At 61.5% G+C, this 13,185-nt stretch carries 12 protein-coding genes; 6 read left to right on the top strand and 6 right to left on the bottom strand.

Annotation, left to right across the window (positions count from 1 at the left end; translation table 11 throughout):
- Positions 1-51 precede the first annotated feature (51 nt).
- The 5 genes from D3242_RS26560 to D3242_RS26540 form a co-directional block, all read right to left on the bottom strand.
- Positions 52-1,107, bottom strand: a complete 1,056-nt coding sequence (locus tag D3242_RS26560; protein ID WP_064986307.1) for an ABC transporter ATP-binding protein — start codon at positions 1,105-1,107, stop codon at positions 52-54.
- Between the two features lie 25 nt (positions 1,108-1,132).
- The gene (locus D3242_RS26555; protein WP_027047205.1) at positions 1,133-1,888 is read right to left on the bottom strand and encodes an RraA family protein; all 756 of its coding nucleotides are present in this window, start codon (positions 1,886-1,888) and stop codon (positions 1,133-1,135) included.
- Positions 1,889-1,997: 109 nt separating this feature from the next.
- A complete protein-coding gene (locus tag D3242_RS26550; protein ID WP_081296246.1) occupies positions 1,998-2,873 on the bottom strand; it encodes a carbohydrate ABC transporter permease in 876 nt (291 codons plus the stop codon).
- Complete coding sequence (locus tag D3242_RS26545) at positions 2,870-3,793, bottom strand: carbohydrate ABC transporter permease (RefSeq protein ID WP_051726728.1); 924 nt, start codon at positions 3,791-3,793, stop codon at positions 2,870-2,872. Before D3242_RS26545 ends, D3242_RS26550 begins: the two co-directional genes overlap by 4 nt.
- 2 nt (positions 3,794-3,795) lie before the next feature.
- The gene (locus tag D3242_RS26540) at positions 3,796-5,076 is read right to left on the bottom strand and encodes an ABC transporter substrate-binding protein (RefSeq protein ID WP_069091367.1); all 1,281 of its coding nucleotides are present in this window, start codon (positions 5,074-5,076) and stop codon (positions 3,796-3,798) included.
- 394 nt (positions 5,077-5,470) lie between these two features.
- Here D3242_RS26540 and D3242_RS26535 point away from each other — a divergent pair, with 394 nt between their 5' ends.
- A complete protein-coding gene (locus D3242_RS26535) occupies positions 5,471-6,124 on the top strand; it encodes a FadR/GntR family transcriptional regulator (protein ID WP_196774196.1) in 654 nt (217 codons plus the stop codon).
- Positions 6,125-6,211: 87 nt separating this feature from the next.
- Here the strand turns inward: D3242_RS26535 and D3242_RS26530 are convergent, their stop codons facing one another.
- Positions 6,212-7,198 carry an aldo/keto reductase gene (locus D3242_RS26530; protein ID WP_064986303.1) on the bottom strand — a complete coding sequence of 329 codons (987 nt, stop codon included), beginning with the start codon at positions 7,196-7,198 and terminating at the stop codon, positions 6,212-6,214.
- A gap of 287 nt (positions 7,199-7,485) precedes the next feature.
- Between D3242_RS26530 and D3242_RS26525 the strand changes: the two genes are divergently transcribed.
- From D3242_RS26525 to D3242_RS26505, 5 genes are all read left to right on the top strand, one after another.
- Positions 7,486-8,643: a mandelate racemase/muconate lactonizing enzyme family protein gene (locus tag D3242_RS26525; protein ID WP_064986301.1), complete on the top strand. Its 1,158-nt coding sequence runs from the start codon at positions 7,486-7,488 to the stop codon at positions 8,641-8,643.
- 62 nt (positions 8,644-8,705) lie between these two features.
- Entirely contained in the window at positions 8,706-9,599 is an 894-nt protein-coding gene (locus D3242_RS26520; RefSeq protein ID WP_064986299.1) for an NAD-dependent epimerase/dehydratase family protein, read from the top strand.
- Between the two features lie 555 nt (positions 9,600-10,154).
- Positions 10,155-11,327: a galactonate dehydratase gene (gene dgoD, locus D3242_RS26515; RefSeq protein WP_064986297.1), complete on the top strand. Its 1,173-nt coding sequence runs from the start codon at positions 10,155-10,157 to the stop codon at positions 11,325-11,327.
- Between the two features lie 5 nt (positions 11,328-11,332).
- Positions 11,333-12,109 carry an SDR family oxidoreductase gene (locus tag D3242_RS26510; RefSeq protein WP_064986295.1) on the top strand — a complete coding sequence of 259 codons (777 nt, stop codon included), beginning with the start codon at positions 11,333-11,335 and terminating at the stop codon, positions 12,107-12,109.
- Between the two features lie 22 nt (positions 12,110-12,131).
- Complete coding sequence (locus tag D3242_RS26505; RefSeq protein WP_019860184.1) at positions 12,132-13,115, top strand: substrate-binding domain-containing protein; 984 nt, start codon at positions 12,132-12,134, stop codon at positions 13,113-13,115.
- The last annotated feature ends 70 nt before the right edge of the window (positions 13,116-13,185 follow it).

Raw genomic sequence — 13,185 nt, 5'->3', positions numbered from 1 at the left:
CGGGCGCATCGCCTTGGCGAAGGTGGACAGTGTCGAGAGAACAAGCGCCCCCTAGTTTATCCTGGTGCCGCTCTGGGTGTCGAACAGATGCACCTTGTGCACCAAGATCTCCAGGTTCACCTCTTGATCAGGTTTGAATGGTGGCTGTTCCCGGATTTCCGCCATCAGGTCGACGCCATCAGCAGTTAGGGTGATTTCCTGGGCTTCCCCGGTTGGCTCGACCACTTGGATCCTCGCCTTTGCGTGACTGCCACCGACAGCGATGTGCTGGGGGCGAATCCCGTAAACCACGCCTTGCCTGTTCCCTATCCCTGCCTCCTTCGGCAGTGGCAGGCGCAGGCCTTGTTCGGCGATGAATGCGCCACTCTCGACGCGGCCCCTGACCAGGTTCATTTCCGGAGATCCTATGAAGCTCGCAACGAACAGATTGGCCGGGTTCTCGTATAGTTCGGAGGGCGTTCCGATCTGTTCGATGCGGCCTTTGTTCAGCACCACGATGCGGTCGGCGAGCGTCATCGCCTCGGTCTGGTCGTGGGTCACGTAGATGCTGGTGCGGCCGAGCCGCTGGTGAAGCTTCTTGATCTCGGCCCGCATCTTCACGCGCAGCTTGGCGTCGAGATTGCTGAGCGGCTCGTCGAACAGAAAGGCGGAGGGGTCGCGCACGATGGCGCGGCCCATGGCGACGCGCTGGCGCTGGCCGCCGGACAATTGCCGCGGCATGCGGCCAAGCAAATCCTGCAGACCAAGGATTTCGGCCGCCGCCTTCACCCTCGAGACGATCTCTTGCCTGGGAACCTTGGCCAGCCGAAGCGCGAAGCTCATATTGTCGGCCACGCTCATATGCGGATAGAGCGCGTAACTCTGGAAGACCATCGCTATGTCGCGCGACTTGGCGGGCATTTCGTCGACGACGCGTCCGCCGATGCGGATCTCGCCTGTCGTCTGCTCTTCCAGCCCGGCTATCATGCGCAGCAGCGTGGACTTGCCGCAGCCCGACGGACCGACCAGCACCACAAACTCGCCGCTCGCGATTTCGATGTTCACGTCGCGCAGAACTTCCACGGCGCCGAAGCTCTTGCCGAGCTGTTCTATTTCGATTGCAGACATCTGGTTTCCTCCCGTCCGGCACCACTCATTTCTGTTGAGCATGCCGCCATGCGCGGTATTCGGCCTCGCCCTCGGGACTCAGCGGGTAGTATTTCCGCAGGTCTCCTCCTTGCGCCAGGCGCGAGCGCGAAAACTCTTCCCACTCGATATGCGCGCCGGCGAGTTCAACCAATTTTGCCGCAAGGGCGATAGGCACGACGACCACGCCGTCATCGTCGGCGACAATGATGTCGCCAGGGATGACAAGCACGTTAGAGCAGGCGATGGGAACGTTGACGGCAAAGGGGACGATGTTGGTCTGGGCGTGGAAATTCGGCGTGACGTCCCTCACCCAGATGCCGATATCCAATGCCGCCGCCTGGGCCGAATCGCGGATGCAGCCATCGACCACCACGCCGGCCCCGCCGCGCCCGGCGAAATAGGTCAGCATCATCTCACCGAAGATGCCGCTGCCGAGGTCGCCGCGTGCATCGACCACCACCATGTCGCCCGGTTGCGTGGGGTAAAGCACGTGACGGTGCAACTGCCGCTCCGGCTCCTCATACTCGGTCTCGTTGTAGAGATCCTCGCGCTTCGGCATGCACTGGAGCGTGAGAGCAGGTCCCGCCGCCGTGCGGCCAGGTCTCAGAGGATGCGGGCCTCGTATTTGCGGGTCGCGAATGCCCATCTTATGGTAAAGCTCGCTGGCCAGTGTCGCCGAGCCGATCGCCGCAAGCGCGTCGACCAATTCTCTCGGCGGTCGGGAAATATCTGATATCGCCGGTATCTGGTCAGCTGCCATGCCGTTTCCTCCATTGCACGGTGAGGTGACAACCTCATCGATCGTCATTCAGTTGCGTATCCAACCCGTCGTCGAAGCCATCGAGTTCCTTGTGGCGCATGTCCGCCGTTCAGCCGCGAACCGCGCCGGTTGTGAGGCCCTTGACCAGCAGGCCCTGGGCAAACCAGACGAACACAAGGGTCGGGATGACCATGAGGACGCCGGCAGCCGACATGGCGCCCCAGTCGATGCCGTACTGCGAGACGAAGTTGGTGAGCCCGACCGGCAGCGTCTGCGCGGCCTTGCTCGAGGTCAGCGTCAAGGCGAGCAGCAGGTCGTTCCAGGTGAAGAGGAAGGTGATGACCGCGCTCGCGCCGATGCCAGGTGCAATCAGCGGCGCCACGATCTGGACCAAAGTGCGCACCGTGCCGGCGCCGTCCGACTGGGCTGCCTCCTCGATCTCCTTCGGCACATCCTGGATGAAGCCCAGGAGCAGCCAGATGGCGACAGGCAGTTTGGCCGCCGTATGGCTCAGGATCAGCGCCCAGATGGTGTCGAGCAGGCCCAAGGCGGCAAATACGGCAAAGAGCGGTATGGCAAGCGCGATGACCGGGATCATGCGCATGATCAAAAGCAGCCCGAAAATCAGCATGGCGCCAGGCATCCTGAAGCGCGACAGCGCATAGGCGCAAGGAATGGCCAGCAGATGGACCAGGATGACCGTCGCGATCGAGACGATGACGGTGTTCCAGACATAACCCATCGTGTCGTACTCGGCGAAAACCGCCACGTATTGTGTCAGGGTCGCGGTCTCGGGGATAATGTGTACCGGGACGGAGAAGATGTCGGCCGAACTGCGGATCGAGGTCAGGAACAGCCACACAAGCGGAAAGACGGTGAAGGCGACGGTCAAGGCCAGCGCCAGGTATTGACCAGCGGTCCCTGCCGTGAACCGGCGTCGGCGCTTTGGCCTGGCGCGTGCGGTGACGATGGCGGCTTCGCTCATATCGCTCTCCGTTTCGCAATCAGCCACGGCACTCCGTAGAGGAGCCCGAGCACGAACAGCGACATCCCGAGCGCGATGTAGGAGACCGCCGCCGCGTGCCCGAAATCCACCGCCTGAAACGCCAGCAGGTAGGAGTAAACGGTGAGCAGGTTGGTGGCGCCACCCGGCCCGCCCTGCGTCATCAGCCACACGACGTCGAAGGTCCGGAACGTGTCGATGATGCGCAGCATCAGCGCTATCATGATGACCGGGCGCATCAGCGGCAGCACGATGTGCCAGAAGCGCTGCCATGGCGTGGCGCCGTCCACCGTAGCGGCTTCGAGCGGCTCCTGCGGCAAGGACTGCAGGCCGGCGAGGAACAGCAGCACCATCAGCGGCGTGTTCTGCCAGACATCGGCGACGATCACCGAGACAAGAGCCCAGGTGGGGTCGTTGAGCCATGGAATGTCGGGCAGATTGAACATGCGCAGCAGCGCGTCGACCAGACCGTACTGGGTGTTGAACAGCCAGCGGAAATTCAGGCCCACCACGGCGGGCGCGATCATCGGCGGCACCAAAAGCAAAGTGCGGGCGAGCCGCATGCCGCGCAATTTGCCGTTGACGAGCACGGCGATCGCCATTCCAGCCACCACCTCGATCGTGATGGAAATGATGCTGAATATGGCCTGATTTCGCAGCGCCTGGTTGAACTGGCGGCCGAAGAGTTCGTCGGTGTAATTGCCCATCCCGATGAAAGGCGCCGAGCCGCTGAGATCCCAGCGGAAGAAACTCATGATGAACGAGTATCCAAGCGGGTAGATCAGGATGGCCAGCATGACGAGGAGCGCCGGGCTGGCCAGAAGGTATCCTCTCTGCCAGGTGTAGGGCAGCGGCGAACGTCGCCGACGCCCCGGCACCTGATGCTGCGCGACGGGCGGCATCGTCAATCGTAAGCTCCGGCCCGGCGCATGATCTCCTCGGCCTCGGTCGCCGCCTGGTTGAGCGAGTCGGCGGGAGAGGCCTGGTCGGTCAGGGCCTGTTCGATGGCCGAGAACATCAGCGTGCAGACTTTCGAGAAGCCGGCGAGCTTCGGCCATTCCTTGCCGTTGGCTATCGTCGTCTCGAGTTGCTGCAGCCACACGGCCTGAGGCCCCTTAGCCGCTGATATCACTTCCTTGGCGATCGCCTGGCTGCTGGGGAAGTTGGTGAACTGATCGAACTGCAGCCGCTGCGCTTCCGGACCGACCGTATATTTGATGAATTCGACGGCGGCGTCCTTGCGTCCGGATTGCCCGTTGAGCGCCATGGCATGGGAGATGGCGCATGAGATCGCCGCCTTGTCCCTGACATAAGGTGCTGTCGACCATTTGCCGACGACGCGCGAGGTCTCCGGATTGGACAGGGTCGCGAAGGCGCCCGGCCAATCGAAATTGGCATAGACCGTGCCCGAGGAGAATTCGGTCGAATTTTCGTTCCACTGATAGCCGACCGCGTCGGGCGGCACGATTTTGTGCTTCTGGATGAGATCGCGATAGAAGGTCAGGGCCTTGATGCCGGCTTCGGAATTGAAAGCCGGTTTGTTGGCCTGGTCCACCCAATCGCCGCCGGCTTGCCAGAGCAGATCGCTGAAGGTGCGTTGCGCGGGGTCGCCCTGCCCCGGCACGACCAGCCCATAATGGCCATTGCCGGTCAGTTTCAGCCCGACATCGACGAGTTCCTCCCAGGTCTCGGCCGGCTTCAGGCCTTTCTCCTGGTAGATGTCGCTGCGGTAGTACTGGACGCGCGAATCCATGTTGCGCGGAATGGCCGCCAGATTACCTGTCTTGGGATCGCGCAGGTACTTGACCGCAACCGGATAGAATTCCGCCAGTTCGGAATCGCTGAAATAGCTGTTCAGCGGAGCGAAATGGTTGAAGTAGGAATCGATCTGCGCCGTGTGGGTGCTGTAGACGTCGTATTGGCTTGATCGCGCCGCGCTCAGCGTGACCACCTTCGCCGTCAGCGGGGTAAATTCCAACAGGTCGTAGCGAACCTTTACGCCGGTCTTGGCGGTGAAATCCTGAACGATCTTTTCCCAGTATTTGGGATAGAGCGGGCCGCCGGTTATCAGCAGTGCGGTGATCTCGTTCGCGTCTGCCCTGGCAATCCACGGCGCGGCGAGCGAGCCGGCCGTCACTGCCGCACTTGCGGCCAGGAATTTGCGTCTCGATAGGTTTGCGGACATCACAATCTCCTCCTTGGTTTGATTGGTCGGCCCATCCAGGGGTCGGCCGATAACTTTCAACCTTTCTGGCAAGTCCGCGGCGGCTTGCTCCTCCCGCAGCGATACTGCCTGGATTATGTCCCGGACGACGCTTGCGCGCCCGCCGGGCGACTAGGCACGTTTGTCCCAACGCGAAAGCGTAACGATCCTGATCTCGGACGACGGAAAGCCAGGAATGGAACTGTCGGGGACCTCCACCGTTCGATCCTCCCTTCCCGCAGACCGAGTTATGGGCTAGTGAGCATCCATGAGATAAGTTGACTGCATATCTAGCTATCAGCCTATAAGCTTATCAGACAAGTGGATGTTAATGATGGATGCCATGGAGGTCAAGCTTCAAACTTTGCCCAAGCAGGTGGCCGGCGTGCTCGCGCGTCGAATCGCCAGCAGCGGCATCACCGGTGGCCAGGGACCGTCGGAACAGCAGATCCTTCAGGAGTTCGGGGTTTCGCGCGCGGTCGCGCGGGAGGCGCTGAAGATCCTGGCGTCTCTCGACATGATCGAGATCGCGCAGGGCCGGCGCGTGGTGGTGCGTCCGGCCGAAGAGTGGGACTATCTCAGTCCATTGCTCATCGACTGGCTGCCGCCCGAGCAGAGCCGCGAGATTTTGGCCGAAGCGCATGCGACGCGGATAATCATCGAACCGGCCATCGCCGCGATCGCGGCCAAGCATATGACCAAGGAAAACCTTGAGCGTCTTGGCACCTTGCTGGCGGCGATGTCGGCCAGCGAGGACAATCCGGACGCCTATCTGAAACTCGACCTGGATTTCCACATGGAGATTTGCCGGGCGGCCCAGAACAGGATCCTCGACCGTTTCATGTATTCGTCCCGGTGGTGGCAGATGGCGAGCAGGCGCATTAGCAATCAGATGCCGCATGCGCTGCCCTCGGCGACGGAGATGCACAGGGCAATCTACGAGGCGCTCGTGGCGCGCGATGAAAAGCGAGCGGAAGAAGCCATGCGCCGGCACCTCAAGAAAACCACCGCGGTCGGCTTGCCTCGATGAAGGAGCGGCGCAGCCAGCATTTGCGCTGGCCGCACCGCAGCGTGTCGGGAGGACACGGCTTGATTTGGAGCAATCCGGAAAAGTGAACTAAGCTCTCTTCGCTTGCTGTTCCTGGCGCTGGCGTGCACGGAAACCGAACATGTCGCCCTTGTCCTTGATTTCCGCCCACACCGGCGCGGTAATCCTGTCGATGGCGGCTATGTCCGCGTCGGAAATCGTCCAGCCGGCGCTCTCGACATTTTCCTCCAGCTCCTTGACGGTGCGCGCGCCGACCAGCGGCGAGCTGACGCCCGGCCTGCTGGTCAGCCACTGGATCGCAAGCTGCGGAACCGTCCTGCCATAGCGCGCCGCGATCGGCTTGAGGGCGTCGACGGCGTTCACCGCGCGCTCGTAGGTGCCCGGCTGGAAAAGAACGGTGGTACGACGCTCATCGCCCTCGACGAATTTGGTATCCGCCGACAACAGGCCGGTAAGCAGTCCCTGGGCGAGACCGCTATAAGGCATCACGCCGATATTGTGCTTGCGGCAATAGGGCAGCGTCTCAGCCTCGACCTCGCGCCACAGCATGTTGTAGGGCGGCTGGAGAACATCGATCACGCCATGCTGGCGCGCACTGTCCATGTCGGCGGTGCTGAAATTCGAAACGCCGACCGCCCTGATGCGCCCTGACGAGCGCAGCCGCTCCATCATCTCCATGGTCGGGCCGATCGGAAAATCCGAGTTCGGCCAGTGGACGAAATAGACGTCGACATAGTCCGTCTGCATGCGCTTCAACGAACCGTCGAGTGCCGCCTCAATCGCGGCGGGTTCGAGATGGTTGGGCGCGACTTTGGTCGCGATAACAGCATGGCCCCGGCGGCCGGCCAGCGCCTTGCCGACGACCTCCTCGGCATGGCCATGTCCATAGGCTTCGGCCGTATCGATCAGCGTGATGCCGAGCTCCAGGGCGCGTCTGATCACCCGGATCGATTCCTCATCGTCGGCCGCGCCCCAAAACGCGCCGGACATACCCCAAGTCCCAAGGCCGATCTCCGATACCTTGACCGGCGACGATCCGAGCTGTCGCTGTTGCATCCTGTTCCTCCTGATTGACGGCATGCGTGGGCTATCGCCCTGCTGAAACCTAATTTATACGCTTATATACTCGTCTAACAAGTAGGTTATTGCGATTTGTGATTCCTGATCGGGAGCCACGAGTTTCTCAAATAACTCAATGGTATTAAATGGTTGATGGGCCATTCACGCAAAATCCCTCAAAGGGGGTTTACGTCTTGTCGCTTCATCTTGTATGCTTATTAGACAAGTTTGGCTTAGATAGAAATCTGCGTCTGTAAGCGCGGCGGCATCACGGGGAGGATTCGATGAAGATCGTGGACATCAAGACGGCGGTGGTCGCGTACCACGGCAAGGCGACCTTGATCCGTATCGATACGGACGCCGGCATCTCCGGCTATGGCGAAGCCAATCCCGACGCAGGTGCGGCCGCAATCGTCGGGCTGATCTCGGAGTTGAAGTCGGAACTCATCGGCCAGGATCCGCGCAATGTCGAATATTGTTGGGACAAGATTCGCCGCGATCATGTTTTTTCCGGCGCCCAGGCCGGCATCTTCCTCATCGCCCTGACCGGGCTAGAAATGGCTTTGTGGGACGTGGCGGCGAAAGCCGCCGGCCAGCCGCTCTACCGCATGTTCGGCGGCAAGTTCCGCGACCGCATAAGGCTCTATGCCGATTGCGGCGACGGCGATGATGAATCGGGATCGCCGCAGGGATGCGCGGCGCGCGCGCGCCGCATGGTGGCGGAAGGCTTCACCGCGCTGAAATTCGACATCGACAATCTGCACCACCCGGCGAAGTTCGACGCGGTGAACCACACCATCAATGGCGCGGAGCTGCGCTCCATGATCGAGCGCGTCGCGGCGGTGCGCGATGCGGTCGGCCCTGACATCGATCTGTGCATCGATCTGCACGCACGCTATGACGTGCTCAGCGCCAGCCGCATAGCGGCCGAGATGGAACGCTTCAATCTTCTGTGGCTGGAAGAGCCGATCCCGGCGGAAAATGTCGAGGCCCTGAAGCAGATCCGCATGCGGACCAAGACGCCGATCTGCGTTGGCGAAAATCTCTATCTGCGCTGGGGCTTTCGGGAACTGCTCCAGAATTACGGCGCCGACGTCATCATGCCCGACGTGCCGAAATGCGGCGGCTTGGCTGAAAGCCGCAAGATCGCGAATCTCGCCGAGATGTACTACGTGCCGTTCGCGCCGCATCTGGTGTCGACGCCGCTGGGCACGATGGCGACATGCCATGTTTGCGCCAGCGTTCCGAATTTCCTGGTGCTGGAATGGCACGCGCTCGAGGAGCGGGAAGCGTGGGACAGTTATATCCGCCTGCCGAACGGCGCCAGGTCGATCGTCGAAGACGGCCACATCGTGGTGCCCGACTTGCCGGGCATCGGCGTCGAGCTCGACATGGACGGTGTCCGCAAACACGCCGTCCCCGGCTTCGGCGTCTTCGAATAGCGGATGACCGGCTTGGCTGACGGGATCCGCCGCACGATCAAATAAATCCTTGGGAGGAAACCATGGGCAAGCGGATCGTCTTCACCGGCGGCAGCGGCAAGATCGGCCGGCATGTCATACCCTATTTGCTGAAACGCGGGCATCAGGTCCTGAACCTCGACTTGACGCCGCTCGATGTGCCGGGCGTCGACACCGTCATCACCAACCTTGCGGACGCCGGCGAAACCTACAATGCGCTGACGCTGCATTTTGGGTTCAAAGAGTATTTCGGCGGAAAGGGGCGCGGCCCGGTCGACGCAGTGGTCCACTTCGCGGCGATCCCGCGGATATTCCTGCGACCGGACAACGCCATGTTCGCCGCCAATGTGCAGTCGACCTACAATGTGATCGAGGCCGCCACCAAGCTCGGCATCCGCAAGATCGTCACCGCTTCCAGCGAAACGGTCTATGGCGTGTGCTTTGCCGAGGGCGAACGCGATTTCACGTCGTTTCCGGTGGATGAGGATTACGACGTCGATCCGACCGACAGCTATGGTCTTTCCAAAGTGTTGGGCGAGAAGATTGCACGCTCTTTCGCCTCCCGTAGCGGAGCCGACATCTATGCACTCAGGATCGGCGGTGTCGTTGAACCGCAGGACTATGCACGCTTCCCGGAATTCCTGGCCGACGCGCCAAAACGGCGGAGAGACGGCTGGACCTATATGGATGCGCGCGATCTCGGCCAGATCGTGGATCTGTGCATCGAGAAGGACGGTTTGGGATTCCAGATCTTCAACGCCGTCAACGACAACATCGTTGCGGACACGCCAACGGCGGAGTTTCTCAAGAAACATGCCCCCGACACGCCAATTACGCGCTCCATGGATGTGTTCGAGGGGCCAATCTCAAATCGAAAAGTGCGCGAGGTCCTAGGGTTCAGGCAAGTACATGATTGGCGAAGCCCGGCGAATTCATGACAGTGCCTGCGCGATTGGAACGGCGATGTCGCGCGCGCATCCACGTTCGACCCAAATCTTGTGAGGAGCTTGGGGAATCATCGCGAGATGCGCAGATTTAATTTGGCGTAGAAGCCTTCGCCTGCGAGCAATGTCCTGTCCGGCTCTGATGAGCGGCAGGATCACGGAATCGACCCAGGCATTCCGCAACGCAGCTGGCGATGCCGAGACGTTCATGATGGCATGGCGTCGGAGATATCGCCGCGCAGAGAACTGACGGGCGGGACCGGTTTTTTCTGATCAACCTCCCCGCGTTTCATCGACGTGACCTGACCCTATGAAGCCATCGCGGGCTCAGACCCGATGAGGGCTTCGCGCCCGCTGCGGTCATTCGCTGGTGAAAAGCGATGACGGACCCTTACCATTCTGGATCCATCCAACGGTAGTCAGCCGCCAGCACGGCAGCCGAATACGACGCGAAGCCGGTGCAGCCGACGCCGCGCTTGACTTGCTCATATGATCCATAATAAATCATACATAATAACTTTTAAAAAGACGGCGCATCTGGGAGCATCTATGAAAATTACGGCCATCAAGGCGCTCGTCTGCAATGCGGAAATGCGCAATTGGGTTTTCGTTCGGGTCGAAACCGATGAGCCCGGCCTGTTTGGCTGGGGCGAGGCAACGCTGGAATGGAAGACGCGTGCCGTCGTTGGCGCGCTTCAGGATCTTGAGGCACTGCTCATCGGGCAGGATCCGCGTAATGTGGAGCAGTGCTACCAGATTCTGACGCGCCACGGTTTCTGGCGTCTCGGCGTCGAGGGAATGTCGGCCGTCAGCGGCATCGAGATCGCGCTCTGGGACATTCTGGGCAAGTCGCTGGGCGTCCCGGTCTGGCGGCTTCTCGGCGGCCAGGTCCGCGATTATCTGCGCACCTATACGCATCTCGGCCTCGGCGACATGAAGGCGGTCTATGAGAGCGGGTCGGCGGACACGATCGTCGAGCGCGGACGCATCGTCACGCAGGCCGGCTACGATGCGGTCAAGGTCGTCTGCATTCCCTACACCCACTATGTCTCGCCGGCGAAGGCGGTCGACTCCGTTGCCAACATGGTTGGCGCGCTGCGCGAGGCCGTCGGTCCTGATATCGACATCATGGTCGACTTTCACGGACGCCCGGCCTCCGTCAACGCGGCAATGGACTATCTCAAGGCGATCGAACCGGCCCGCATCATGTTCGCCGAAGAGCCGGTACCGCCGGAAGATGTCGCCGGCCTGGCGCATATCACCGCGCGATCGGCGATCCCCATCGCGTCCGGCGAGCGGCTGATCGGGCGCCGCGAATTCACCCATTCGATTGCGGCGCGCGCCTTCCACATCGCCCAGCCCGATATCTGCCATACTGGCGGCCTGCTCGAGACCAAGAAGATCGCGGCTCTGGCCGAAACCGCCGGCATCGGCCTTGCGCCGCACAACCCGCTCGGCCCGATCGCCGGCGTCGCAGCGCTTCACTTCGGCATATCGACGCCGAACGTCATCATCCAGGAGGAGATGTCGGGCGCGGTTGCCTGGTACGACGATGTCGTCACCTGGCCGATCGATCGCAAACCCGGCCGCTGGGACGTGCCCGATCTGCCGGGCCTTGGCGTCACCGTGAATGAAGAAGTCATTGCGCGCCATCCCTTCAAGCAGGAAGTGCTGCATGCCCGCAACGCCGTCATGCCCGACGGCACCGTGGTCGATTGGTGAGCGCCATGACAGGCAGGCTTCAGGGAAAGATCGCAATCATCACCGGCGCCGGGCAGGGCATCGGCGCCGCCACCGCCCGGGCCTTTGCGATGCAGGGAGCAAAGACCGTGATTGCCGAGCTCAATGCGACAACCGGCAAGGCGGTCGCCGACGAATTGCGTGCCAAGGGCGCCGACGCCATTTTCGTCGAAACCGATGTCACCGACACCGCGGCAGTGGCCGACATGGTGGCGAAGACGATCGCGGCCTATGGCGGCGTCGATGTTCTCGTCAACAATGCCGGCGCCAATGTCTTCCACGAACCTTTGCAGATGCCGGACGAGGAATGGGACCGCTGTCTCAGGCTCGATCTTGAGGCCGCGTGGTTCTGTGCCAAAGCGGTGTTGCCGACGATGCTGGCAAACGGTTCGGGGTCGATCGTCAACATAGCCAGCTGCCACGGCTTCAAGATCATTCCCCACACATTTCCCTATCCGGTCGCCAAGCATGCGCTTGTCGGCCTGACCCGCTCGCTCGCCATCGAATATGCGGCGCGCGGCATCCGCGTGAATGCGATCGCCCCCGGCTACATCGAGACGCCGATCGCGCAAGCCTATTGGAACACGTTTCCCGACCCGGCCGAGGAGAAGCGGCGGGCCTACGACCTTCATCCGCCCAAGCGCATTGGCAGGCCGGACGAAGTTGCAATGACGGCGGTTTTTCTCGCTTCGGACGAAGCGCCGTTCATCAATGCCGAGACGATCACCATCGATGGTGGACGCTCGGTTCTGTACCACGACTGACAACCAAGCAGGGAGGATCCACATGAAAACGACGACAAAGGCTCTGGCAACATTGGCGATACTGGCTGCCGGACTGATGGCTGGCGCAGCAAGCGCCGACGACATCAAGATCGGCTACATCAACAAGATGGGCGAGCATCCATGGTTCGTCGCCGAAGTCGGCGGCGCCAAGAAAGCGGCCGAGGCGGCCGGCGCCACCTTCGTTTCGCAAGACGTCCAGTTCGACTCCAATCTGACGATCACCACCTTCGACACGATGGTCGGTGACGGCGTCAAGGGCATCGCCATCGTCGTTCCCGACAAGGCGCTGGGGCCGGTCATCGCCGAGAAGGCCAAGGCGGCGAAAATCCCCCTGGTGGCGGTCGATGACGATATCTACTATCAGGACGGCACCCAGGTCCCCTATGTCGGCATGAATGCCCACAATATCGGTGCGCGGGTGGGCGAAGAACTGGCCAAGCTTTACAAGGCCGATGGCTGGGCCGGCAAGGAGGTGCGTATCGCCTCGATCGAGGACCGCAAGGCCGACACTTGCATGCAACGCAACAAGGGTGCCGAGGAAGCATTCCTGAAGGCGGTGCCCGATTTCAAGCCGGCGAACATCCTTCGCGTCCCCTATGACAACACGATGGTCAACGCCATCGACGTCATGACCACCACGTTGACGGCCAATCCCGGCGTCACCAACTGGATCTTCTATTCCTGCAACGATGACGGCGTGCTGGGCGCGGCGCGAGCGCTGGAAAACGCCGGCTATGCCGCGGACCAGGGCATGGGCATCGGCATTGACGGCAGCCGCGCCTGCGAAGCCTTCGGATCAGGAAAGCCTTCGGCATTCCGTGGTACGATGTGGCTCAATTCGGCAAACCATGGCGCGCTGGCGGTGAAGATCCTGCTGGCCTCGATCAAGGACGGAACGAAGCTGCCCGTTCAGTCCTTCACCGACCCGGAATACATCACTGCCGGCAATTTTGCATCGGACTACAAGGCCAAGCTCTGCCACTGAGCCGGACCTGCGTCATGCGCCTCCAAGGCGCATGACGCTCTTCAACTGCTCGGATCGATCCTTGGGAGTG

It is taken from the genome of Mesorhizobium jarvisii, assembly GCF_003601985.1.
Lineage (GTDB): Bacteria > Pseudomonadota > Alphaproteobacteria > Rhizobiales > Rhizobiaceae > Mesorhizobium > Mesorhizobium jarvisii.
This window is presented reverse-complemented; position numbering and strand designations above follow the sequence as displayed.